Here is a 22,393-nt window from a genome sequence, read left to right on the forward strand (position 1 = left end):
CCGTGCTGCTCGAAGTCGAGGACCTGCACGTGGAGTTCCGCACCCGGGACGGTGTCGCCCACGCCGTCAACGGGGTGAGCTACGCGGTGGACGCGGGGGAGACCCTCGCCGTGCTCGGCGAGTCCGGGTCCGGCAAGTCGGTGACCGCGCAGGCGGTGATGGGGATCCTGGACACGCCCCCGGGGCGGATCACCGGCGGCCGGATCCTCTTCCAGGGACAGGACCTGCTCACCCTGAAGGAGGAGGAGCGGCGGAGGATCCGGGGCGCCGGGATGGCGATGATCTTCCAGGACGCTCTGTCGGCGCTCAACCCCGTGCTCTCGGTCGGGGACCAGCTCGGCGAGATGTTCGTCGTGCACCGCGGGATGTCGCGGAAGGCCGCGCGGGCCGAGGCCGTCGAACTGATGGACCGGGTCCGCATTCCGGGCGCGGCCCAGCGGGTGCGGGACTATCCGCACCAGTTCTCCGGCGGTATGCGCCAGCGCATCATGATCGCGATGGCGCTGGCCCTGGAGCCGGCGCTGATCATCGCCGACGAGCCCACCACCGCCCTGGACGTCACCGTGCAGGCCCAGGTGATGGAACTCCTCGCGGAGTTGCGGCGCGAGTACCGCATGGGGCTGATCCTGATCACCCACGACCTGGGTGTGGTCGCGGACGTCGCCGACCGGATCGCGGTGATGTACGCGGGCAGGATCGTCGAGTCCGCGCCCGTGCACGACATCTACAAGGCCCCGGCCCACCCCTACACCCGCGGCCTGCTGGACTCCATCCCGCGCCTGGACCACAAGGGGCGGGAGCTGTACGCCATCAAGGGCCTGCCGCCGAACCTGATGCACATCCCGCCGGGCTGCTCCTTCCACCCGCGCTGCCCGATGGCCCGGGACGTCTGCCGCACCGACGAGCCCCCGCTGTTCGCGGTGTCCGAGGAGCGGGGAAGCGCCTGCCACTTCTGGAGGGAGTGCCTGCATGGCCACGACCACTGAACCGATCCTGGAGGTCAGCGGGCTCGTCAAGCACTACCCGCTGACGCGGGGCGTGCTGTTCAGGAAACGGATCGGCGCGGTGAAGGCCGTGGACGGCGTCGACTTCGCGCTTCACCGGGGCGAAACCCTCGGCATCGTCGGCGAGTCGGGCTGCGGCAAGTCCACGGTGGCGAAGCTGCTGTGCCATCTGGAGCGCCCGACGGCGGGCTCGATCCGGTTCAAGGGCGAGGACGTCACCAGGCTGTCCGGCCGCGCCCTCAAGGCCGTGCGCCGCAACATCCAGATGGTCTTCCAGGACCCGTACACCTCCCTCAACCCCCGGATGACGGTCGGCGACATCGTCGGCGAGCCCTACGACATCCACCCCGAGGTCGCGCCCAAGGGCGACCGGCGCCGCCGGGTGCGGGAACTGCTGGACGTGGTCGGCCTCGACCCGGAGTACGTCAACCGCTATCCGCACCAGTTCTCCGGCGGGCAGCGCCAGCGCATCGGCATCGCCCGGGGGTTGGCGCTGCGCCCCGAGATCATCGTCGCCGACGAGCCGGTGTCCGCCCTGGACGTCTCGGTGCAGGCCCAGGTGATCAACCTGCTGGACCGGCTCCAGTCGGAGTTCGAGCTGTCGTACGTCTTCATCGCGCACGACCTGTCGATCGTCCGGCACATCTCGGACCGGGTCGGGGTGATGTACCTCGGGCGGATCGTGGAGACGGGGCGGGACGCCGAGATCTACGACCACCCCACGCACCCCTACACCCAGGCGCTGCTGTCGGCGGTCCCGGTCCCCGACCCCGCGGCCCGCGAACGCCGCGAGCGGATCGTCCTCACCGGTGACGTGCCGTCCCCGACGAACATCCCCTCCGGCTGCCGCTTCCGCACCCGCTGCTGGAAGGCCCGGGAGCGCTGCGCCCTCGAGGTACCTCTCCTCGCGGTCCCCGCCGTGTTCCGGGACACCACCGGGCCCGCGGCCCACGACTCGGCCTGCCACTTCGCCGAGGAGATGGCGCCGGCCGGGCACCCCGCACCGGGGACCGAGCCGCCGGAGGGGCCGGAACAGCCGAAAGAGCCGGAACAGTCGAAAGAGCCGGAACGGCACGGCAACGGGCCGGGGTGACATGGCGCACCCCGGCCCGTACACGGCACCCGCACGGCCGTACGCGGATCAGCCTCCCGCGTCCGTGTCTCGGTGCCGCTTCCGCGAAGTTGCCCGCGCGTTAACGCGGTTCAGGCGGATGCGCCGCGTTCCGCCAGGGCGTGCCGCAGGAAGTCCACCTGGAGCAGCAGCAGGTTCTCGGCGACCGTCTCCTGCGGGGTCATGTGGGTCACCCCGGACAGCGGCAGCACCTCGTGCGGGCGGCCGGCGGCCAGCAGGGCGGAGGACAGCCGCAGGGAGTGGGCGACCACCACGTTGTCGTCCGCCAGGCCGTGGATGATCATCATCGGGCGGTGCGGCTGCGCCGGGTCGACCAGACCCTCGTCGTCGATCAGCGAGTTGCGGCGGTAGACCTCCGGCTGCTCGTCCGGCAGGCCCAGGTAGCGCTCCTGGTAGTGGGTGTCGTACAGCCGCAGGTCGGTGACGGGCGCACCGACCACCGCCGCGTGGAAGACGTCCGGGCGGCGCAGCGCCGCCAGCGCGGCCAGATAGCCGCCGAAGGACCAGCCCCGGATGGCGACCCGGTCCAGGTCCAGCGGGTACCGGTCGGCGAGGGCGTGCAGTGCGTCGACCTGGTCCTGGAGCACGACGGCCGCCACGTCGTCGCGGATCTCCTTCTCCCAGGCGGGCGAGCGGCCCGGGGTGCCCCGGCCGTCGGCGACGATCACCGCGAAGCCCTGGTCGGCGAACCACTGCGAGGTCAGATGGGCGTTGTGCGCGGCGACGACCCGCTGGCCGTGCGGACCGCCGTAGGGGTCCATGAGCACCGGCAGGGGAGTGTCACCGTGGTAGTCACGTGGCATAAGCACGGCGCACGGAATTCGGCGTGCGCCCCCCTCGGTGAGCGTGACCCGAGGGGACATACCGGGATCTTCGGCGTACGACCGGACAGTGGCCGCCGGTTTTCCGTCACGCAGCACCTGGACACGGGCGCCCGGCCTGTCCAGCGTGGCGGACACGAGCACGGTCACGTCCCCGGCCCGTACCGCCGAGTGCACGCCGGGCTCCTGCGACACGCGCTCCACGCCCAGCTCGTTCACCCGGTACACATGGACCTCGCCGATCTCCGGCGTCTGGGCCTCCGCGCCCGCCGAGGCGGAAACCAGTACGTCGTCGGCGCCCACGTCCAGTACCGCCCGGATGTGCAACTGCCCCCTGGTCAACGGGCGTTCGCCGACCGCCAGGACCCGGGCGCCGCCCTCGTCCGCGATCCGCACCAGGTGCCCGGACGGGCTCCAGCAGGGCACGCCGGGGAACAGTTCCAGCCATGTTGGATCTTCATCGGCGTGCACCATGCGCGTCGCGCCGGTGTCCGGGTCCACCGCGAGGAACAGCTGGCTGCGCTGGTCCCGTGCCTGCACGAGCAGCAGCGGCGCACCCGCCTGTGACCAGTGCACACGGGCCAGGTACGGATAGCGGGACCGGTCCCACGCGACCTCCGTGCGCTCCCCGTCGAGACCGCACACGAACAGCCGCACGTCCGCGTTGGGGGTGCCCGCAGCGGGGTACGCGACCCTGTTCGGCTCCCGCGCGGGGTTGGCCGGGTCCGCGATCCACCACCGCTGCACCGGCGTGTCGTCCACCCGCGCCACGAGCAGCCGGCCGGAGTCCGGAGCCCACCAGAAGCCCCGCGTCCGGCCCATCTCCTCGGCCGCGACGAACTCCGCGAGGCCGTAGGTCACGTTCTCCGACTCCGGTTCCGCGAGCGCCCGGTCGCCGGCGCCCTCGGCCTCCACCACCCGCAGCGCACCCCGCGCCACATACGCGATGTGCCGGCCGTCGGGCGCCGGACGCGGGTCGATCACCGGCCCCGCAACGCGCAGTTCGCGCGTGTCCCCGGCCCGCAGCCCGGCCGTGAAAAGCCGGCCTGACAAGGCGAAAGACGCCAACTCCACGGCGGTGTCGGTGGCGTAGCCGACGATGCCCGCACCGCCCTCCCGGCTGCGCTCCCGGCGCGCCCGCTCCTCGGGCGGAAGCTCTTCGGCGGCGCCCTCCAGGAGGGCATCCGGCCCGGCCGCCAGGCGCTCCCGGCCGTCCGGCAGGTCCAGTACCCACAGGGCGTTGGCCCGGTCCGTGCCGGAGCCCGAACGCAGGAACACGACACGCGAACCGTCGGGTGCCACGGTGAACGCACGCGGCGCGCCGAGCGTGAACCGCTGGGTCCGGGCGTGCCGGCGGGGGAAGGAGTCAGCCTCGGTCGTCATACCCCGACCATATTGGCCATGCGCCCCCTTGTGCGGCCGTGCGCCGAGCGATGCGCGAGTACGGATAGTTATGATCACTACCGCTGTGTGGGTATGAACCTGCCGGCGACCGCTTGGAATTGCTCAACTGATCTGGATCTCGCGATCTTTGGAGGTGAGCCGCCGTGGCACTCTCGATTTCGGCGGTGGTGCTGCTGGCGATCATCGTCTTCCTGCTGATCAAGAAGTCAGGACTGAAGGGCGGCCACGCGGTCGTCTGCATGCTGCTCGGTTTCTATCTCGCTTCCTCGACCGTCGCTCCCACGATCAGCGAGCTGACGACGAACGTCGCGAGCATGATCGGCAGCATCAAGTTCTGACGGCCCCGGCCGCGGTGGTCCAGGGGCGTCGCCGCGGCGCCCTCGCGGCAGCGGTTCCCCGGGCCGGGACCTCGTAGGGTGGTCCCATGACGGAACTGCCCTCCCGGCGTCTGCTGCTCGTGCACGCGCACCCCGACGACGAGTCGATCAACAACGGCGCGACCATGGCCAGGTACGCGGCCGAGGGTGCCCACGTGACCCTGGTCACCTGCACCCTCGGCGAGCGGGGCGAGGTCATCCCGCCGGAGCTGCGGCATCTGACCGGACCCGCGCTGGGCGCGCACCGGCGCGGCGAGCTGGCCGCCGCCCTGCGCGAGCTGGGCGTGAGCGACTCCCGGCTGCTCGGCGGCGCCGGCCGGTACGGCGACTCCGGCATGCTCGGCACCGCCGACAACGACGACCCCGGCTGCTTCTGGCAGGCCGACGTGGACGAGGCCGCCGGCCGTCTCACCGAGGTGATCCTGGAGGTCCGCCCCCAGGTCCTCGTCACCTACGACGACAACGGCGGCTACGGCCACCCGGACCACATCCAGGCCCACCGGGTCGCCATGCGCGCCGTGGACCTCGCGGCCGAGCGGGGCCACCGCATCGCCAAGGTCTACTGGAACCGCGTCCCGCGCTCCGTCGCCGAGGCCGCCTTCGCCCGCCTCCGGGACGAGCTGCCCGTGCTGCCGTTCGACAAGAGCGCGGCCCTGGACGAGGTGCCGGGCGTCGTGGACGACGAGCGGATCAGCACCGCGATCGACGGCGCCGCCCACGGCTCCGCGAAGGCCGCGGCGATGCGCGCCCACGCCACCCAGATCGAGGTGGCCGAGCCCTACTTCGCGCTCTCCAACGCGCTCGCCCAGCCGCTGTTCACCACCGAGTACTACGAGCTGGTGCGCGGACCCGGACAGCCCGGCGAGAGCGACCTGTTCGCCGGGCTCGACACGGGGGAGGCGGCATGAGCGGTGCCGGACAGGGCTCGCTGCTCGCCCAGCCGCTGCGGCGCCCCTCCGCCGGACGGGTGGCCGCCTACGTCGGGCTCTTCCTGCTCGGCGCGGTCGTGGGACTCGCCGGGACCCTCGTGCAGCCGGCCTGGTTCCCGGGCGGGCTGCTGCTCGCCCTCGCGGGCGCGGCCGGACTGTTCCTCGGCGGGGCGCAGGCCACCGGCGGCCGGGCCGGGGCGGTGGCACCGGCGGCCGGCTGGATCGTCGCCGTCGTCCTGCTCACCACCGCGCGCCCGGAAGGGGACTTCCTCTTCGGCGCCGGAGGCGGCTCCTACCTCTTCCTCCTCGGCGGCATGGCCCTCGCTGTGATCTGCGCCACCCTTGGCTCCGGGAGGCAACCCGGCGCCGGCTCTGCCCGACTTGAGAAGTGACGTACCACTTCGCCGGGCGGCGCACGTGGGAGTCCGGTGTGGGTTTCCTCGGCGGTCATGGGATAAGCGCCAGAAGTGGCCAGTATGGTGGTGCGCGCCGCCGAGCCTCCCCCAAGCACTCGATTTCGCGCGAGTCGGGGGGACCCCAGAGAGTTGAGGTCGCAACGGGCGGTGGAGCCAACTGGGAGAACCTGCCTTGAGTCGTGAAACTGACACTCCGTCCTCCGGGCCCAACGGGCGCGGCGGAGCCGCGTACCCCTCCGGCACGCCGCCGTACGGGACCCCCATGGCTTCCGAAGACGGCCCGGACGCGGGCCGTTCCGGCACGCGGCCCGAGGAGAAGAAGACCGAGACCACGCTGACGACCCGGATCAGGATCAACATCCCCGGATCGCGGCCCATCCCACCGGTCGTCGTGCGCAAGCCCGTCGGGGACACCGACACCACCGGCGACGAGACGCCCGCCGCCGACCCGCGGCCCGCGCCCGACCGGACGCCCGCCCGCGCCGCCGAGGCCCCCGCCGAGAGCGCGCCGCAGGCGGAGGAGAAGACCAGCGACTGGTTCGCGCCCCGCAAGTCCGCCCCCGGCAAGGGCGGTCCGGGCGGCGGCGGCACGAACGGGGCCGGTGCCCCGGGTGGTTCCGCACCCGCCGGCCCGTCCGGCGCCCGTACGGGTGGCGCGGGAGCATCCGGTGCGGCCGGTACCACCGGCGCACGCGGCGGCGGTCGCCCCGGCGGTGTGGTCGGCTCCATGAGCGTGCCGGGCACCCCGCGCGCCGGCGCCACCAACGGCAAGGGCCTGCCCGGTGCCACCGGCGGCCCCGTCGCCCCCGGCCACGGCGGCGGCACCGGCTCGTTCGACGTGACCGAGGCACTGACCGCGGGCCCCCTCGGCGGCTCCCGCCCGGGCGCGTCCGGCGGCGAACAGCGCCGCGACGCCCTGCCGTACTTCGCGGAGAACGGCGGCGGCCAGGACGGCTTCGGCGGCGCGGGCGCGAGCGGCGGTGACTACGACGGCTTCACCGGCGGCACCGGTGGTCCCGGCGGCTTCAGCGGGCAGGGCGGCCCGGGCGGCTCCAACGGACCTGGCGGCACCAGCGGTTTCAACGGGCCCGGCGGCCTCGGCGGCCAGCAGGGCCCGGCCGGGCCCACCGGCGGCCCGGTCACCGGCGACGGCACCCTGGTCCCACCGGCCGGCGGCCTCGGCCCGGCCGCCGGTGAGGCCTTCGACAGCCCCGGCGGCCCGGCCGGCTACGGCGGCCCCGGCGGCCAGAGCACCCCGCCCGCCCGCAGCGCTCTGGCCGACCTCGACGGCCCCGCCGGCCCCGGTGTGCCGGGCGCCGGCCCCGCGGGACGCGGCCCCGGCGGCGGGCTCAGCGACGACACCGCGATCCTCACCCCGCAGAAGCCGGCCGACCCGGGCGCGCCCGGCTACCGGTCCCCGGCCGCCGACAACGTCTCCGGACACACCGTCACCAGCGGCATCCCGGTCGTCCCCGGTGCCGCCCCGTTCGGCTCCGCCGGGCACCCCGGCGGCCCGGCGGCGCAGACGGCACCCCGGCCGGCCGCCGCTCCCAAGGCGACGGCCAAGCCGAAGAAGAAGGGCCGCAGCAAGCTGGTGCTGCTCGCCGTCGCCGTGGTCGTCGTCGCGGGCGGTGCCTACGGCGCCGGGCTGCTGATGAACCGCACCGACGTGCCCAAGGGCACCACCGTGCTCGGCGTCGACATCGGCGGCGGCACCCGCGACGACGCCGTCAGGAAGCTCGACGACGCCTTCGGCAAGCGGGTGAACAAGCCGCTGAAGCTGGCCGTCGGCGGCCGGACGGTCACCCTCACGCCGGAGAACGCGGGGCTGCAGTTCGACTTCCAGGCCACCGTGAGCCAGGCCGCGAAGAGCGACTACAACCCGGTCCACGTCATCGGCTCCCTCTTCGGGGAGAATCGCGTGGTCGAACCGGTCATGCCGGTGGACGAGGAGAAGCTGCAGGCCGCCCTCCAGCACGCCGGCGGTGGCTCCGGATCGGTCACGGACGGCACCATCCGCTTCGAGGCCGGCAAGGCCGTCGCGGTCTACGGCAGGGTGGGCAAGGCCGTCGACTCCGCCCGGTCCGCCCAGGCGGTCGAGGCGGCCTACCGCACGCTCGTCGAGACGGACACGGCCACCCCGGTCACCGTCCCGACGACCACGAGCCGGCCCACGGTGCCCGACGCCGAGGTCGACCGCGAGATGCGGGACTTCGCCAAACCGGCGATGGCGGGACCCGTCACGGTGATGACGGACCCCGCGCACTCGGTGCTGATGAGCCCGCAGAAGTCGCTGTGGAAATTCCTGAAGGTGACGTCCGTCAACGGCAAGCTGGTCGACAAGCCCGACCTGGCCGCCCTGAAGCAGCTCTACGGCGGGGCGTTCGACCACGTCCTCATCACCCGCGGCAACGGCAAGAAGACGCCCGTCACGCCCGAGGACGTCTACGGAGCCCTGCGCCCGGCGCTGATGAGCAGGACCAACCGGGTCGCGGTCATCCAGACCAACCCGAGCTGACCCGCCGTACCGGGGGGCGTCCGCGAGACGCCCCCCGCCGTCCCCGTCACCCGATCCGCATGACATCTGTCATCCGGCACTCGGGACCGGCGGCACTGCCGGGGCGGGGACCCCTGCGGCCAGCATGGACGTCATGACGACGACAGCGGCGCCGGCCGCCACCACCCCGGTGGTCGGCTTCGACCAGGTGACCAAGACGTACGGCAGCACACGGGCGGTCGACGGGCTCTCGCTCCGGCTCCACCCCGGCGAGACCGTCGCCCTCCTCGGCCCGAACGGGGCCGGCAAGTCCACCACCCTCGACCTGCTCCTCGGGCTCAAGCAGCCCGACGGCGGCACGGTGAGCGTGTTCGGCACCAGCCCGCGCGAGGCCATCGTCGCGGGCCGGATCGGTGCCATGCTGCAGAGCGGTGGCCTGATGGACGAGGTCACCGTCGCCGAACTGGTCGGACTGGCCTGCTCCCTGCACCCGAAGCCGTACCGGGCCTCGGACGTGCTCGCCCGCGCCGGCATCACCCAGTTCGCGGACCGCAAGGTCGACAAGCTCTCCGGCGGTCAGGTCCAGCGCGTCCGCTTCGCCCTCGCCACGGCCGGCGACAGCGACCTGATCATCCTGGACGAGCCCACCACCGGCATGGACGTCTCCGCCCGCCAGGCCTTCTGGGCCACCATGCGCGAACAGGCCGACCGGGGCCGCACCGTCCTGTTCGCCACCCACTACCTCGAAGAGGCCGACGCCATCGCCGACCGGGTCCTGGTGCTGCACCGCGGCCGGCTGCTCGCCGACGGCACGGCCGCCGAGATCAAGGCCAGGGCGGGAGCCCGGCGGGTCTCCTTCGACCTGGCGGGCGCCATCGACGACAGCGCCCTGCGCGCCCTGCCGTTCCTCACCTCGTTCGACGTGTCCGGGCAGACCGTCCGCCTCCAGTCCACCGACGCCGACGCGACCGTCCACGCGCTGTACGGCCTCGGTGTCTATCCCCGCAATCTCGAAGTCGCCGGCCTCGGCCTGGAGCAGGCCTTCGTCGCCATCACGGAGGCCGAGGAGGCCAGGCAGTCATGACCGCGCTCATCAAGCTGGAACTGACCCGCGCCCTGCGCAACAAGAAGTTCCTGTTCTTCTCGGTGCTCTACCCCTCGATCATCTACCTGATCTTCTCCAGCAGCGCCGGCACCGGCGAGAAGGTCCAGGGCGCCGCCCTGACCGTCGCCACCTACCTGATGGTCTCCATGGCCTCGTTCGGCGCCCTCACCGCCGTCCTGATGGGCAACAGCGAGCGGATCGCCAAGGAACGCGAGAGCGGCTGGGTACGGCAGCTGCGGCTGACCGCGCTGCCCGGACACGGCTACGTGCTCGCCAAGACCGCCGGCGCGGCGGTGGTGAGCCTGCCCTCCATCGTCGTGGTGTTCCTCGTCGCGGCCGGCGTCAAGCACGTCCGCCTCGACGCCTGGCAGTGGCTCGCCCTCACCGGCGTCATCTGGGCCGGCAGCCTCGTCTTCGCCGCGCTCGGCGTCGCCATCGGATACCTCGCGTCCGGTGACGCGGTCCGCCCGATCACGATGATCGTCTACTTCGCCCTGTCGCTCCTCGGCGGCCTGTGGATGCCGTCGACGGCCTTCCCGCAGGTCCTGCAGGACATCGCCGAGTGGCTGCCCACGCACGCGTACGCTTCCCTGGGACGGGCCATCGAACAGAGCCGGGCCCCGCACACCACGGACATCGCCGTCCTCGCCGCCTACTTCGTCCTGTTCGCGGGCGGTGCGGCCTGGCTGTACCGGAAGGACACGCTGAAGGCGTGAGCACGATGACGGAAGACCGGCAGACGGCGATGCCGACACCCACACCGGTGGGCTGGCCGCCCCGCAACCGGCGCGAGCTGCTGGTCAAGACGCTCTGGATCGGGGTCTGGCTGGTCTTCCTCAGCTCCCCGGTCGACGACCTGGTGGGCGGCCGCCACACCACCGGCGCCACCGTGGCCGGCGCCCTCGGCCTCGCCGTCTTCGTCGGGGTCTATCTGACGCTGGTCTACCGCAACATGGGCCGGCCGTTCGCCCCGCGCGTCGTGCTCGGCCTGGGCGGCATCCTCGGTGTGCTCGCCTGCGCGCTGGCCTACACCCTCGGCAGCGCCTGGCTGGGCCTCTTCGTCTACCTGTCGGTCGCCTGGGGGGCCACCCTCCCGCTGCGGGCGGCCTACTGGGCCATCCCGGCCTCCGGCGTGGTGATGTACCTGATCGGCCTGCGCTTCGACGAGAAGGAGGCCCGCGGCCTGCTCCTGCTCGTCGTCCTCATCGGGTTCGCGATGACCGGCGTCGGCCAGCTGGTGCGCACCACCGTCGAACTGCGCAAGGCCCGGGCCACCGTCGCCCAGCTCGCCGCCAACGAGGAGCGGCTCCGCCTCGCCCGCGACCTGCACGACCTGCTCGGCCACTCGCTCTCCCTGATCACGCTGAAGAGCGAGCTGGCGGGCCGGATGCTGCCCGGCAGCCCCGACAAGGCGGCCCAGCAGGTCGCCGACATCGAACAGGTCAGCCGGCAGGCCCTGGTCGACGTCCGGGAGGCCGTCACCGGCTACCGGCGCCGCCGGCTCGCCGCCGAACTCGCCGGCGCGCAGGTCGCCCTGACCGCCGCCGGGGTCGCGGCCGAGGTGCCCGCCGAACCCGAAGTCGCGGGCGTGCCCGAGGAGTCGGAGTCGGCCCTCGCCTGGGCGCTGCGCGAGGCGGTCACCAACGTGGTCCGGCACAGCGGCGCCGACCGCTGCGTCGTACAGCTGCTGAGCCGGCAGACCCTGGACGGGCCGGTGCTCGAACTCTGCGTCGAGGACAACGGATCCGGTGGCCCGGGCAACGGCCCCGGCAACGGGCTGACCGGGCTGACCGAGCGGCTGGAGAAGACCGGCGGGAGCCTGGAGGCGGGCCGGGTCAAGCGCGGGTTCCGGCTGGTCGCCCGCGTGCCCGCGGCCCCGGCCGGGCACGTAGGATCCGGGGCATGACGAGCACGATCAAGGTCCTGCTGGCCGAGGACCAGTCGATGGTCCGCGAGGCGCTGGCCGCGCTGCTCGGCCTGGAGGACGACATCGAGGTCGTCGCCCAGGTGGCGCGCGGGGACGAGGTGCTGGCGGCCGTCGCCGCGCACGACGTGGACGTGGCGCTGCTCGACATCGAGATGCCCGGCTGCACCGGCATCGAGGCGGCCGCCCGGGTGCACCGCGCGCACCCCGCGGTCAAGCTCGTCGTCCTCACCACCTTCGGCCGGCCCGGCTATCTGCGCAGCGCCATGGAGGCGGGCGCCGACGCCTTCCTCGTCAAGGACGCCCCGGCCGCCCGACTCGCCGCGGCGATCCGCACGGTGCTGTCCGGGGAGCGGGTCATCGACCCCACGCTCGCCGCCGCCGCGCTCGCCGAGGGCGCCAACCCGCTCACCGAACGCGAGCGCGAGGTGCTCCGCGCCGCGGCCGACGGCTCCACCAACGCCGAACTGGCCAAGGCCCTCCACCTCTCCCAGGGCACGGTGCGCAACTACCTCTCCACCGCGATCCAGAAGCTGGCGGTACGCAACCGGACCGAGGCGGTACGGACGGCACGGGAGAAGGGCTGGCTGTGACGGGTCAGTTGAGCATCGCCCGGGCGGTGTGCGCCTGCTGCCGCACCTTGTGGGCGGCCGGTTCGTCGATGACCTCGATCAGGTCGGCGTAGGTCTCCAGTTCCTCGGCTCCCGCGACGAACTGGCCCCGCTGGACCAGGAGTTGCCCGCGTTCGTACCGCAGCCGCGCCGGATGCGAGGGCACCAGCAGCGCCAGCTCCACCGCCCGCAGCGCGACGTCCGACATCTCCGGCCGGGCGGCGGCCCAGGCCCGGATGTTGTTCAGGACGCGCTGGACGACCTCCAGCGACGGCGCGGGCCGCAGCATCGACTCGTCCAGCGGCGCGCCCGTGGCACCCGCCACGAGCAACCCGGCGTCGTCACCGGTCAGCACGCGGCCCCCGTCGAAGGGGTCGGCCAGCACCCGCTCCCCGGCGGCCCCGAAGCCGACCACGAAGTGCCCCGGCAGCGCGACCCCGTACACCGGGGCCCCGGCCCTGCGGGCGACCTCCATCCACACCACCGACAGCAGGATCGGCAGCCCGCGCCTGCGCCGCAGCACCTCGTGCAGCAGCGAGGACTCCAGCCGCTGGTAGTCGGCCGGGACGCCGTGGAACCCGTGCCGCGCGCCGAGCAGCCGCCGTACGGCCTCGGCCCACGCGCGCGGGCCGCCGGGCCGGTACGGCAGCTCACCCGCCAGCCGGTCCAGCTCGAGCTGCGCGGCGTCGATGCCGCCCTCGTCCAGCGAGCCGTCCGCGTCGGCGCCGATCAGCAGGCACAGCGCCGACAGGTCCGGGCGCTCGCAGCGGGCCTCCTCGGCGAAGCGCCGCCGCAGCTGGGCGGACCGCTCCGGCGGGGGCGGGTACGGCGGCGGCAGGTACGGACGATCCATGACAGGCTCTTGTCCTTCCACGCGCTCGCTACGACGTCCCGCCGCCGGAGTCCCCCGGCCCGCCGCCCGCCGTCGGCTCAGGCTCGCCGCCCGCCGTCGGCTCCGGCTCGCCGCCCGCCGTCGGCCCCGGCCCGCAGGCCGCGCCCGGCGCCGGTGCCGGTCCGGCGGCCTGGTGGGTTTGCGGGGCACGGTAATGGTGGTACGCGTGATGCGGTGTGAAACCGAGCGCGGCGTACAGCGCACGCGCGCCCTCGTTGTCCGTCTCGACCTGCAGCCAGGCCGCCGACGCGCCCTCCTCCTGCGCGCGCCGGGCCAGCGCCGCCATCACCTCCGTGGCGAGCCCCTGCCGCCGCCGGGCGGGGTCGACCTCGACCGCGGCGAACCCGGCCCACCGCCCGTCCACGACACACCGCCCGATCGCCGCCGGCGGCTCACCCCGGGCTCCGGCCACGGACGCGAACCACACCGACGGACCTCCGCCGAGTACTCGCAGGGCCACCTCGCTCACTCCCTTGCGCCGGTACCGCGCGAGCCACGACGCGTCCGCCTCCCGCGACAGGAGCACGTCCGCGCCCTCCGCCCGGTCCGCGACCGGCGCCAGGGCACCGGTCCACACCTCGGCGGTCACCTCCCGCACCCAGCCGCGCCGCTCCAGCTCCGCGCACAGCACTTCCTGTGTGCCCTCGGCGCCGGTGGCGGTCTGCACGTACGCGGGCAGGCCACGCTCGCCGTACCAGCGTCGTACGGCCGCCAGGGCCGCGTCGAGCGGGAGGCCGGGATCACCGAGGGGCAGCACGCTGTTGGCCCGCCGCGTGAAGCCGGTCCGCGGCCCGGCCACCGCCCCGGCCGGCCGCTCGCCCGCTGTCGGAGGCCCCGCGGCACCGCCGTCGGGCGGACCCGGCTCGACCGCCGCCCGCAGCTCCCACTCGCCGAGCCGCTCGCTCTCCAGCGGCTGCCACCCGCGCGAGGTGATCCGTGCGAGTTCCGGATAGTTCGCCGCCGGACCCCTGCGGCGGGCCGGTGCGGCCGGCACCACCTTCCCCGCCACCAGCGCGGATTCCGGGATCCGGACACTTCGTCCGTCCCGTCGTGTGATCATGAGCACGGCATCATCCCATGATGTGAGAACACCCACCGTGTCAGTGAACTTCTCCCGCGACCCTCCGGGTTCGCCCAAGCGCCGTACCGACACTCGTTTGCCCACGTCAGCAGGGGTAATTCGGACTTCCAGGCGTCCTGCTGCCGAGATTTCCACTGGTCAGTTCACCCCTCCTGTTCGGATCACGCTCCGGAACGGAGATACTAGGGGCGGGCATCGACGACGCCGCGCTCCCGCGCGCCAGGCGGCGGAGCCTGAGGAGGCCCGCCGGCGCCCTATCGAGGAGGAACGACAGCGTGACCTACGTCATCGCGCAGCCTTGTGTCGACGTCAAGGACAAGGCGTGCATCGAGGAGTGCCCGGTCGACTGCATCTACGAGGGCCAGCGGTCCTTGTACATCCACCCGGACGAATGCGTCGACTGTGGTGCCTGTGAGCCGGTCTGCCCGGTCGAGGCGATCTTCTACGAGGACGACACTCCGGAGGAGTGGAAGGACTACTACAAGGCGAACGTCGAGTTCTTCGACGAGCTGGGCTCTCCCGGCGGCGCCAGCAAGCTGGGGCTGATCGAGCGCGACCACCCCTTCGTCGCCGCGCTGCCGCCGCAGGGCGAGTGACCGTTTAAGCGCCAAGCGGCCCGCTTCCCCCGGTCACCGGCTCGACCCCGGACCGGGGGGACGCCACCGCCGCCTCGGTCCCGTACGGCCTGATCGCCCGATCGCCGCCGTACGGGACCGAGGCGTTTGCCGCATCAGACGAAAGTGAGCCACAGACCGTGTCCACAGTCTCGAACCGCCTGCCCGCCTTCCCCTGGGACAAGCTGGACCCGTACAAGAAGACCGCCGCGGCCCACCCCGACGGCATCGTCGACCTCTCCGTCGGCACCCCGGTCGACCCGGTCCCCGAGCTGATCCAGAAGGCCCTCGTCGACGCGGCCGACTCCCCGGGCTATCCGACCGTGTGGGGTACGCCGGCCCTGCGTGACGCGATCACCGGCTGGCTGGAGCGCCGTCTGGGCGCCCGGGACGTCACCCACCGCCATGTCCTGCCGGTCGTCGGCTCCAAGGAACTGGTGGCCTGGCTGCCGACCCAGCTCGGCCTCGGCCCGGGCGACAAGGTGGCCTACCCGCGCCTGGCCTACCCGACCTACGAGGTCGGCGCCCGCCTGGCCCGGGCGGAGTACGAGGTCTACGACGACCCGCGCGACCTGGACCCGGCCGGTCTGAAGCTCCTGTGGCTCAACTCCCCGTCCAACCCCACCGGACAGGTCCTGTCCAAGGAGGACCTGACCGCGATCGTCGCCTGGGCCCGCGAGCACGGCGTGCTGCTCGTCTCCGACGAGTGCTACCTCGAACTGGGCTGGGAGGCCGACCCGGTCTCGGTCCTGCACCCGGACGTCAACGGCGGCTCCTACGACGGCATCGTCGCCGTCCACTCGCTCTCCAAGCGCTCCAACCTGGCGGGCTACCGCGCGGCCTTCGTCGCCGGTGACCCGGCCGTCCTGGGCCCCCTGCTGGAGATCCGCAAGCACGGCGGCATGATGACCTCCGCGCCGACGCAGGCGGCCGTCGTGGCGGCCCTCGGCGACGACGAGCACGTCCACGTCCAGCGGGAGCGCTACGCGGCCCGCCGCGACCTGCTCCGGACGGCCCTGCTCGGCCACGGCTTCCGCATCGAGCACAGCGAGGCCAGCCTCTACCTGTGGGCCACCCGCGGCGAGTCCTGCTGGGACACGGTCGGCCACCTGGCCGGCCTCGGCATCCTGGTGGCTCCCGGGGACTTCTACGGCGAGGCGGGCGAGCGGTTCGTACGCGTGGCGCTGACGGCCACGGACGAACGGATCCGGGCGGCGGTGGCCCGCCTGTCGGCCTGAACCGTCGACGGCCGCGGTGACGGCCGTGGAGGCAGTGGTGGTCGTGGCCGGCGGCACGGCGGCGGTCGCGCAGGCGAACGGGGCCCGGGGAAGTCCCCGGGCCCCGTTCGCCGTCAGGCCGAGCCGGCCTCAGCCGCCCAGCGGAAGACCCTGCGTGGGCAGGGACGAGGTGGGCAGGGACGAGGTGGGCAGGGACGAGGTGGGCAGTCCGCCCTTGGTGAGGGCGTCCGTCGGCAGGCCGCCCTTCGTCGCGGTCGACGCGGTGTCCCCCAGAACACCGCCGGCGGCCCCGGCCGCGTCCCCTGCGGCCTTCTGCGCCACGGGCGCCGTCTTCTTCACGGCACCGCCGCCGGTCTTGCCGGCGGCCGGCACCGCCTGCTTGACCGCCTTGCTGCCCGCGTCACCCGCGAGCGAGGTGGTGTGCTGCGCGGCACCGTCGACGGTGTTGCCGACGTTGGCTCCGTCCAGGGCGGTCAGACCGCCCAGCTCGGGGGTGGCCGCCGGCAGATTCGTGGCCGCACCGGCGGAGCCGGCCGCACCGACCCCGGCTGCCGCTCCCGCTGCGACGAGCAGCGCGGCACGGGCGATCCGGCGGGTCAGGGGGAGGGACATGATGCTCCATTCGACGGGAGAAAACGATGTGTGTCCGGGCTCGTGTCCGGGCTCGGACGCCGTGACTACCGCTCGAAGCCCGCGAAGGTTGCGGACGCCTCAGGTAAAGAATGGATAACGCATCGCATTATCAGGTGTGGATAAAAACGGGCAAAGAACGTCCGCGGGTCGCCCCGCAGAATCCTTACGGCCCTTGATTTCCAAGGGATCCCGGAACCGGCGGGCGGTTCGCCCGGACGAGCGGGCGAACTCCGGCCGCACAACCCGTCGGAGTGAGGGCCCGTACTACTGTCCGGTCACGATCCGGACGGCCTGTGCGGAGCTCTGCGCACCGCCGGCCCCGTCGGAACGCACCGTCCGCCACTGGTCGCTCGTACCGCCGACGCTCCACTCCCGGCCCGCGTACGACACCCGCTCGATGTGCAGCGCCGAGGAGTTGGCCACCGCCCACTGCGCCAGCTGCCAGCCCCGCTCCCGTTCCGGACGCCCGGCCGCGTCCGGCTTCGCGCTCCCGGACACCGCAACGGTCACCGTCCGCCCGTGCGCGGTCGCGGTCACGCTCGGCGAGGGAGACGGCGACGGCACGGGCGCACCGCCCACCTCCGCACCGGTCTCCTGCAGCGCGTCCCGCCCGAAGTCGCGCACCAGCGCGTCCCGTACCGCCTGCGGACCGGTCGCCGGGGCGGCGTGCCGCGGACGTCCGTCACAGGTCAGCGTGGCCGCCGCGTACCCGGTCAGGGCCGCCGCCAGCAGCGTGGCGTCCGGCTCGTGCTTGGCGTACGCCTCCGGGTAGCCGCTGCGCTGCACCCGCTGCGCGGCCACCGTGAGCGGCAGGTCCGGGTAGTCCGGCACCTTGGCCAGGTGCGCGTAGAACATGCCCGCCGCGTACGCCGGGTCCATGATCTGCCGCTCGGTGCCCCAGCCCTGCGAGGGCCGCTGCTGGAACAGGCCCAGCGAGTCCCGGTCGCCGTGCTCGATGTTGAGCAGGCCCGACTCCTGCAGGGAGGTGGCGAGCGCGATGGCGACGGCCCGCCGGGGCATCCCGCGTCCCGTGCCGACGGCGGCGATCGTCGCCGCGTTCTCCGCCTGCTCCGGCGTGAACTCGTACGACGATCCGTGGCCCGAGGCCGGGACCACCTTGCAGCCGCGCGCTCCGCCGCCTCCGGTGACGTACTGCACCACGAGGTAGGCGGCCACGCCGCACAGGACCAACAGGGCCGCGGCGAAACGGATGAGGCGGCCGCGGCGCTTGGGACGGGTGGGGGACGGCTCTGACACGCGTACAAGGTACTGGAGCCGGCCGCGGGGCTCACGAGGGGTACGCGCAGCGCCGCGGCCATGGCCCCGCCGGGGGCCGCGCTAGGGTCGTGAGCATGGCCGACACCTCGCTTGACCTCACGCTCGACGCCGCCGCGCTCACCGCGCGGCTCGTGGACTTCCCCTCCGAGAGCGGCACCGAGAAGCCGCTCGCGGACGCGATCGAGACCGCCCTGCGCGCCCTGCCGCACCTGACGGTCGACCGCCACGGCAACAACGTGATCGCCCGCACCAACCTGGGCCGCTCCGAGCGTGTGATCCTGGCCGGCCACATCGACACCGTCCCGATCGCCGGCAACGTGCCCTCCCGCCTCGACGAGGACGGCGTGCTGTGGGGCTGCGGCACCTGCGACATGAAGTCCGGCGTGGCGGTGCAGCTGCGCATCGCGGCCACGGTCCCGGCCCCCAACCGCGACCTGACGTTCGTCTTCTACGACAACGAGGAGGTCGCCGCCGAGCTGAACGGCCTCAAGCACGTCGCCGAGACGCACCCGGACTGGCTGGCGGGCGACTTCGCGATCCTGCTGGAGCCGTCCGACGGCGAGGTCGAGGGCGGCTGCCAGGGCACCCTGCGGGTGCTGCTGCGGACCAAGGGGGAGCGGGCGCACTCCGCACGCGGCTGGATGGGCTCCAACGCCATCCACGCGGCGGCCCCCGTGCTGGCCCGGCTGGCCTCCTACGAACCCCGCTACCCGGTGATCGACGGCCTGGAGTACCGCGAGGGACTGAACGCGGTGCGCATCGGGGGCGGGGTCGCGGGCAACGTCATCCCCGACGAGTGCGTGGTCACGGTCAATTTCCGCTACGCCCCCGACCGCACGGAGGAGGAGGCGATCGCGCACGTCCGCGAGGTGTTCGCGGACTGCGGGGTCGAGGAGTTCGTCATCGACGACCACAGCGGCGCCGCGCTGCCCGGCCTCTCCCACCCGGCCGCGGCGGCCTTCATCGAGGCGGTGGGCGGCACCCCGCGGCCCAAGTTCGGCTGGACCGACGTCTCCCGCTTCTCCGCGCTCGGCATTCCGGCGGTCAACTACGGCCCGGGCAACCCGCACTTGGCGCACAAGCGGGACGAGCGCGTGGCGACCGGGAAGATCCTCACCGGCGAGGAGCGGCTGCGCGACTGGCTCACCGCCTAGGTCCGGTCTGACAATGCGCGTCGTCGCCCGAAGCGCGGCAGACGCGAAGTGTCAGACCGGGCCCAGGGCTGTGCCGGGCGCCGCTGCGCGCCGGACATGCCGACGTCCCCCCTCCGTAACCCGCGTAGATCTAGGCTGAGGTGGAACTACCGGCAAGCGGAGGGAGCGCACATGGCTACCGGAAACCCCGAGGGGAAGAAGCAGCCGCCGGACGAGCAGCGGCTCGGGCCGGTCCTCCGGCGGCGGTCCCAGGTGACGCCCAGCACGACCGACCAGCGGCTGCTGGACGAGCGGGCGCCCTCGGACTGGGTCCACACCGACCCCTGGCGGGTCCTGCGCATCCAGTCCGAGTTCATCGAGGGCTTCGGCACGCTCGCCGAACTCCCGCCCGCGATCAGCGTGTTCGGTTCGGCGCGTACGCCGGTGGACTCGCCCGAGTACGAGGCGGGCGTGCGGCTCGGCCGGGGGCTGGTGGAGGCCGGCTTCGCGGTGATCACCGGTGGCGGCCCGGGCGCGATGGAGGCGGCCAACAAGGGTGCGTCCGAGGCGGGCGGCACCTCGGTGGGGCTCGGCATCGAACTGCCCTTCGAGCAGGGGCTGAACCCGTACGTCGACATCGGGCTGAACTTCCGCTACTTCTTCGTCCGCAAGATGATGTTCGTGAAGTACGCGCAGGGATTCGTGGTCCTGCCGGGCGGCCTCGGCACCCTCGACGAATTCTTCGAGGCGCTGACCCTGGTCCAGACCCAGAAGGTCACCCGCTTCCCGATCGTCCTCTTCGGCACCGAGTACTGGGGCGGTCTGGTGGACTGGATCAAGAACACCCTGATCGCGCAGGGCAAGGCGGCGGAGAAGGACCTGCTGCTCTTCCACCTGACGGACGAGGTGGAGGAAGCGGTGGCCCTGGTCTCCAAGGAGGCGGGCCGCTGACGCGCGGCCGCTGAGCGCCTCGGCCGGGCTGCCCGCGGCCTCCGGGGGCCTCGGCCGAGCTGCCCGCGGCCCCCGGAGCCGCCCGCAGCCCCTTGCGGGCTCCGCCCCGACCCCCGGCCCCTCGCGGGCTCCGCCCCGACCCCCGGCCCCTCACGGGCTCCGCCCCGACCCCCGGCCCCTCACGGGCTCCGCCCCGACCCCCGGCCCCTCACGGGCTCCGCCCCGACCCCCGGCCCTCTCGGCCGAGGGAGACGGGTGGGTGCCGTGGGCGAGGACGGGGGTGCGGGCAGAGCCCCCTGGGTCAGGCCAGGCCGCGGCGGGCCACCGCGGGGGCCCGGTGCCCGGCGATCGACGCCACCATCTCCAGGACCTGCCGGGTCTCGGCCACCTCGTGGACCCGGTACACCTGCGCCCCGAGCCACGCCGACACCGCCGTCGTCGCGAGCGTGCCGATCAGCCGCTCCTTCACCGGCCGGTCCAGGGATTCGCCGACGAAGTCCTTGTTGGACAGGGACACCAGCACCGGCCAGCCCGTGGCGACCATCTCGTCCAGGCGCCGTGTCGCCTCCAGACTGTGCCGCGTGTTCTTCCCGAAGTCGTGCCCGGGATCGATCAGCACGGACCGGCGCGGCACGCCCAGCGCCACCGCCCGCTCGGCCAGTCCCACGGTCACGTCCAGGATGTCGGCCACCACGTCGTCGTAGGTGATCCGGTGCGGCCGGGTCCGCGGCCGTACGCCACCCGCGTGCGTGCAGACCAGCCCCACCCCGTAGCGCGCCGCGACCTCGGCGAGACCCGGATCGACCCCGCCCCAGGCGTCGTTCAGCAGATCCGCGCCCGCCTCGCACACCGCCTCGCCGACCTCGGCCCGCCAGGTGTCCACGCTGATGACCACATCGGGGAAGCGGCGCCGTACCTCGGCCACGAAGCCGACCGTGCGCCGCGCCTCCTCCTCGGCCGTGACCTCCTCGCCGGGGCCGGCCTTCACCCCGCCGATGTCGATGATCGCGGCGCCCTCGGCCACCGCCTGCTCCACGCGCGCGAGGGCCGGCTCGTCGCGGAAGGTGGCCCCCTGGTCGTAGAAGGAGTCCGGCGTCCGGTTCACGATCGCCATGATCACCGGCTCGTGGGGCCCGAATTCCCGCCTGCCCAGCCTGAGCATCCGCTGTGACCTCTCGTAGTACGTCCCGCAGTGCAGCCGCCTGTGACCCTAACTGTCAGATTCGCATGGCACGATCGGACCCTGACAGATTCAGCGTCCGGGCGCAGCGTCCGGTACCGAGCGTGGGGACCCCTGGCGATGGTGATGTTCTTGTTCCTTGTCGTCGCGCTGGCCGTCGTGGTCGCCGCGGTGACACTCGCCGTGGTCGGCGGCGGTGAGAGCGGCCCGCTGCCCGAGGTGGCGCCGGAGCGGCTGCGGGACCCGCTGCCCGAGGACCGGCCGGTGGACCGGGCGGACCTCGAGAGCCTGCGCTTCCCGGTCGCCCCGCGCGGCTACCGCATGGCGGACGTCGACGACGCGCTCGGCCGGGTCGCCGCCGAACTCGCCGAGCGCGACGCACGGATCGCCGACCTGGAGTCCGCGCTGGCCGGGGCCAGGGCCGCCGCCGCCGCACCCGCCCGCCAGGAGAAGCCCGGCCCGGAGGACCAGCGATGACCACCGGGACCGCGCTCGCCGGACCGGACGGCGCCCTGCGCTGCCCCTGGGCCCTGTCGACCGACGACTACGTGTCGTACCACGACGAGGAGTGGGGGCGCCCGATCCACGGCGACGACGCCCTCTTCGAGCGGATCAGCCTGGAGGCCTTCCAGTCGGGTCTGTCCTGGATCACGATCCTGCGCCGCCGCCCGGGTTTCCGCGCGGCCTTCGCCGGCTTCCGCATCGAGAAGGTCGCCGCCTTCACCGACGAGGACCGCGAGCGCCTGCTGGCCGACCCCGGGATCATCCGCAACCGCGCCAAGATCGACGCCACCCTGGCCAACGCGCGGGTGCTCGCCGGCTGGCCGGAGGGCGAGCTGGACGGGCTGATCTGGTCCCACGCCCCCGATCCGGCGCGCCGGGCCGCCCCGAAGACCCTCGCGGACGTCCCGGCCGTCACCCCGGAGTCGACGGCCCTGTCCAAGGACCTGAAGAAGCACGGCCTGAGATTCGTGGGCCCGACGACGGCGTACGCCCTGATGCAGGCGTGCGGACTGGTGGACGACCACCTGGAGACCTGCATGGCGAGAGGCGCCCGGTAGGAGGGCGCACCGGGCGGCGCCGGATGCGACGCGTCCGCTCCCGCCGGCCCTCGCGGGTCGCCTCGGTCGTCCGCTCCCGGCCGCCCTGCCCTCGCGGGGTCGCCTCGGTCGC

Annotated in this window: 22 protein-coding genes; 16 read left to right on the forward strand and 6 right to left on the reverse strand. The window is 73.5% G+C overall.

Going from position 1 to position 22,393, the window contains the following annotated elements:
• Positions 1-2 precede the first annotated feature (2 nt).
• Together ABVB68_RS17725 and ABVB68_RS17730 are read left to right on the forward strand one after the other, a co-directional pair.
• The gene (locus ABVB68_RS17725) at positions 3-986 is read left to right on the forward strand and encodes an ABC transporter ATP-binding protein (RefSeq protein WP_353602010.1); all 984 of its coding nucleotides are present in this window, start codon (positions 3-5) and stop codon (positions 984-986) included.
• A complete protein-coding gene (locus tag ABVB68_RS17730; RefSeq protein WP_353602011.1) occupies positions 970-2,097 on the forward strand; it encodes an ABC transporter ATP-binding protein in 1,128 nt (375 codons plus the stop codon). The genes ABVB68_RS17725 and ABVB68_RS17730 overlap by 17 nt, the downstream gene beginning before the upstream one ends.
• 110 nt (positions 2,098-2,207) lie before the next feature.
• Here the strand turns inward: ABVB68_RS17730 and ABVB68_RS17735 are convergent, their stop codons facing one another.
• Positions 2,208-4,340: a S9 family peptidase gene (locus ABVB68_RS17735; RefSeq protein WP_353602012.1), complete on the reverse strand. Its 2,133-nt coding sequence runs from the start codon at positions 4,338-4,340 to the stop codon at positions 2,208-2,210.
• 164 nt (positions 4,341-4,504) lie between these two features.
• Between ABVB68_RS17735 and ABVB68_RS17740 the strand changes: the two genes are divergently transcribed.
• From ABVB68_RS17740 to ABVB68_RS17775, 8 genes are all read left to right on the forward strand, one after another.
• A complete protein-coding gene (locus ABVB68_RS17740; protein WP_030346161.1) occupies positions 4,505-4,699 on the forward strand; it encodes a hypothetical protein in 195 nt (64 codons plus the stop codon).
• A gap of 86 nt (positions 4,700-4,785) precedes the next feature.
• Complete coding sequence (mshB, locus tag ABVB68_RS17745; protein ID WP_353602013.1) at positions 4,786-5,646, forward strand: N-acetyl-1-D-myo-inositol-2-amino-2-deoxy-alpha-D-glucopyranoside deacetylase; 861 nt, start codon at positions 4,786-4,788, stop codon at positions 5,644-5,646.
• Positions 5,643-6,059 (forward strand): DUF6113 family protein, encoded by a 417-nt coding sequence (locus tag ABVB68_RS17750; protein WP_353602014.1) that lies wholly within the window; start codon positions 5,643-5,645, stop codon positions 6,057-6,059. Before mshB ends, ABVB68_RS17750 begins: the two co-directional genes overlap by 4 nt.
• A 196-nt stretch (positions 6,060-6,255) precedes the next feature.
• Positions 6,256-8,601, forward strand: coding sequence for a hypothetical protein (locus ABVB68_RS17755; protein WP_353602015.1), 2,346 nt, complete (start codon positions 6,256-6,258; stop codon positions 8,599-8,601).
• 133 nt (positions 8,602-8,734) lie between these two features.
• Positions 8,735-9,664 carry an ABC transporter ATP-binding protein gene (locus ABVB68_RS17760; protein ID WP_353602016.1) on the forward strand — a complete coding sequence of 310 codons (930 nt, stop codon included), beginning with the start codon at positions 8,735-8,737 and terminating at the stop codon, positions 9,662-9,664.
• Positions 9,661-10,401, forward strand: a complete 741-nt coding sequence (locus tag ABVB68_RS17765; protein ID WP_353602017.1) for an ABC transporter permease — start codon at positions 9,661-9,663, stop codon at positions 10,399-10,401. Before ABVB68_RS17760 ends, ABVB68_RS17765 begins: the two co-directional genes overlap by 4 nt.
• Positions 10,402-10,406: 5 nt before the next feature.
• Positions 10,407-11,591 carry a sensor histidine kinase gene (locus ABVB68_RS17770; RefSeq protein WP_353602098.1) on the forward strand — a complete coding sequence of 395 codons (1,185 nt, stop codon included), beginning with the start codon at positions 10,407-10,409 and terminating at the stop codon, positions 11,589-11,591.
• Positions 11,588-12,202 carry a response regulator gene (locus tag ABVB68_RS17775; RefSeq protein ID WP_353602018.1) on the forward strand — a complete coding sequence of 205 codons (615 nt, stop codon included), beginning with the start codon at positions 11,588-11,590 and terminating at the stop codon, positions 12,200-12,202. Before ABVB68_RS17770 ends, ABVB68_RS17775 begins: the two co-directional genes overlap by 4 nt.
• A 4-nt stretch (positions 12,203-12,206) precedes the next feature.
• On the opposite strand, the gene ABVB68_RS17780 is transcribed toward ABVB68_RS17775, so the two are convergent.
• Positions 12,207-13,073 carry a SirB1 family protein gene (locus ABVB68_RS17780; RefSeq protein ID WP_353602019.1) on the reverse strand — a complete coding sequence of 289 codons (867 nt, stop codon included), beginning with the start codon at positions 13,071-13,073 and terminating at the stop codon, positions 12,207-12,209.
• Positions 13,074-13,101: 28 nt separating this feature from the next.
• Positions 13,102-14,328: a GNAT family N-acetyltransferase gene (locus ABVB68_RS17785; RefSeq protein ID WP_353602020.1), complete on the reverse strand. Its 1,227-nt coding sequence runs from the start codon at positions 14,326-14,328 to the stop codon at positions 13,102-13,104.
• A gap of 140 nt (positions 14,329-14,468) precedes the next feature.
• Between ABVB68_RS17785 and fdxA the strand changes: the two genes are divergently transcribed.
• Both fdxA and ABVB68_RS17795 read left to right on the forward strand, forming a co-directional pair.
• Complete coding sequence (gene fdxA / locus ABVB68_RS17790; protein ID WP_030746389.1) at positions 14,469-14,789, forward strand: ferredoxin; 321 nt, start codon at positions 14,469-14,471, stop codon at positions 14,787-14,789.
• Positions 14,790-14,947: 158 nt separating this feature from the next.
• Positions 14,948-16,045, forward strand: coding sequence for a bifunctional succinyldiaminopimelate transaminase/glutamate-prephenate aminotransferase (locus ABVB68_RS17795; RefSeq protein ID WP_353602021.1), 1,098 nt, complete (start codon positions 14,948-14,950; stop codon positions 16,043-16,045).
• A 129-nt stretch (positions 16,046-16,174) separates the two neighbouring features.
• On the opposite strand, the gene ABVB68_RS17800 is transcribed toward ABVB68_RS17795, so the two are convergent.
• Positions 16,175-16,657, reverse strand: coding sequence for an ATP-binding protein (locus ABVB68_RS17800; RefSeq protein ID WP_353602022.1), 483 nt, complete (start codon positions 16,655-16,657; stop codon positions 16,175-16,177).
• 285 nt (positions 16,658-16,942) lie between these two features.
• Positions 16,943-17,935, reverse strand: coding sequence for a VldE C-terminal domain-containing protein (locus tag ABVB68_RS17805; RefSeq protein WP_353602023.1), 993 nt, complete (start codon positions 17,933-17,935; stop codon positions 16,943-16,945).
• Between the two features lie 95 nt (positions 17,936-18,030).
• Here ABVB68_RS17805 and dapE point away from each other — a divergent pair, with 95 nt between their 5' ends.
• Together dapE and ABVB68_RS17815 are read left to right on the forward strand one after the other, a co-directional pair.
• On the forward strand, positions 18,031-19,110 hold the full coding sequence (dapE, locus tag ABVB68_RS17810) for a succinyl-diaminopimelate desuccinylase (RefSeq protein WP_353602024.1): 1,080 nt from the start codon (positions 18,031-18,033) through the stop codon (positions 19,108-19,110).
• 171 nt (positions 19,111-19,281) lie between these two features.
• On the forward strand, positions 19,282-20,040 hold the full coding sequence (locus ABVB68_RS17815) for an LOG family protein (RefSeq protein WP_353602025.1): 759 nt from the start codon (positions 19,282-19,284) through the stop codon (positions 20,038-20,040).
• A gap of 301 nt (positions 20,041-20,341) precedes the next feature.
• Here ABVB68_RS17815 and folP read toward each other — a convergent pair whose 3' ends face one another.
• Positions 20,342-21,202: a dihydropteroate synthase gene (gene folP / locus ABVB68_RS17820; RefSeq protein WP_353602026.1), complete on the reverse strand. Its 861-nt coding sequence runs from the start codon at positions 21,200-21,202 to the stop codon at positions 20,342-20,344.
• A gap of 138 nt (positions 21,203-21,340) precedes the next feature.
• Between folP and ABVB68_RS17825 the strand changes: the two genes are divergently transcribed.
• Both ABVB68_RS17825 and ABVB68_RS17830 read left to right on the forward strand, forming a co-directional pair.
• Positions 21,341-21,697 carry a DivIVA domain-containing protein gene (locus ABVB68_RS17825; RefSeq protein WP_353602027.1) on the forward strand — a complete coding sequence of 119 codons (357 nt, stop codon included), beginning with the start codon at positions 21,341-21,343 and terminating at the stop codon, positions 21,695-21,697.
• Entirely contained in the window at positions 21,694-22,281 is a 588-nt protein-coding gene (locus ABVB68_RS17830; protein WP_353602028.1) for a DNA-3-methyladenine glycosylase I, read from the forward strand. The genes ABVB68_RS17825 and ABVB68_RS17830 overlap by 4 nt, the downstream gene beginning before the upstream one ends.
• Positions 22,282-22,393: the final 112 nt, after the last annotated feature.

This window comes from Streptomyces sp. NPDC096012, assembly GCF_040426375.1.
Lineage (GTDB): Bacteria > Actinomycetota > Actinomycetes > Streptomycetales > Streptomycetaceae > Streptomyces.

Excerpts from the sequence above, each read along its gene's own strand:
- ABVB68_RS17730 (WP_353602011.1), top strand. The coding sequence starts at position 970 with ATGGCCACGACCACTGAACCGATCCTGGAGGTCAGCGGGCTCGTCAAG.
- ABVB68_RS17825 (WP_353602027.1), top strand. The coding sequence starts at position 21,341 with ATGGTGATGTTCTTGTTCCTTGTCGTCGCGCTGGCCGTCGTGGTCGCC.
- dapE (WP_353602024.1), top strand. The coding sequence starts at position 18,031 with ATGGCCGACACCTCGCTTGACCTCACGCTCGACGCCGCCGCGCTCACC.
- mshB (WP_353602013.1), top strand. The coding sequence starts at position 4,786 with ATGACGGAACTGCCCTCCCGGCGTCTGCTGCTCGTGCACGCGCACCCC.
- ABVB68_RS17830 (WP_353602028.1), top strand. The coding sequence starts at position 21,694 with ATGACCACCGGGACCGCGCTCGCCGGACCGGACGGCGCCCTGCGCTGC.
- ABVB68_RS17765 (WP_353602017.1), top strand. The coding sequence starts at position 9,661 with ATGACCGCGCTCATCAAGCTGGAACTGACCCGCGCCCTGCGCAACAAG.
- ABVB68_RS17750 (WP_353602014.1), top strand. The coding sequence starts at position 5,643 with ATGAGCGGTGCCGGACAGGGCTCGCTGCTCGCCCAGCCGCTGCGGCGC.
- ABVB68_RS17770 (WP_353602098.1), top strand. The coding sequence starts at position 10,407 with ATGACGGAAGACCGGCAGACGGCGATGCCGACACCCACACCGGTGGGC.
- ABVB68_RS17800 (WP_353602022.1), bottom strand. The coding sequence starts at position 16,657 with ATGTCCCTCCCCCTGACCCGCCGGATCGCCCGTGCCGCGCTGCTCGTC.
- ABVB68_RS17815 (WP_353602025.1), top strand. The coding sequence starts at position 19,282 with ATGGCTACCGGAAACCCCGAGGGGAAGAAGCAGCCGCCGGACGAGCAG.
- ABVB68_RS17775 (WP_353602018.1), top strand. The coding sequence starts at position 11,588 with ATGACGAGCACGATCAAGGTCCTGCTGGCCGAGGACCAGTCGATGGTC.
- ABVB68_RS17780 (WP_353602019.1), bottom strand. The coding sequence starts at position 13,073 with ATGGATCGTCCGTACCTGCCGCCGCCGTACCCGCCCCCGCCGGAGCGG.
- ABVB68_RS17735 (WP_353602012.1), bottom strand. The coding sequence starts at position 4,340 with ATGACGACCGAGGCTGACTCCTTCCCCCGCCGGCACGCCCGGACCCAG.
- folP (WP_353602026.1), bottom strand. The coding sequence starts at position 21,202 with ATGCTCAGGCTGGGCAGGCGGGAATTCGGGCCCCACGAGCCGGTGATC.
- ABVB68_RS17760 (WP_353602016.1), top strand. The coding sequence starts at position 8,735 with ATGACGACGACAGCGGCGCCGGCCGCCACCACCCCGGTGGTCGGCTTC.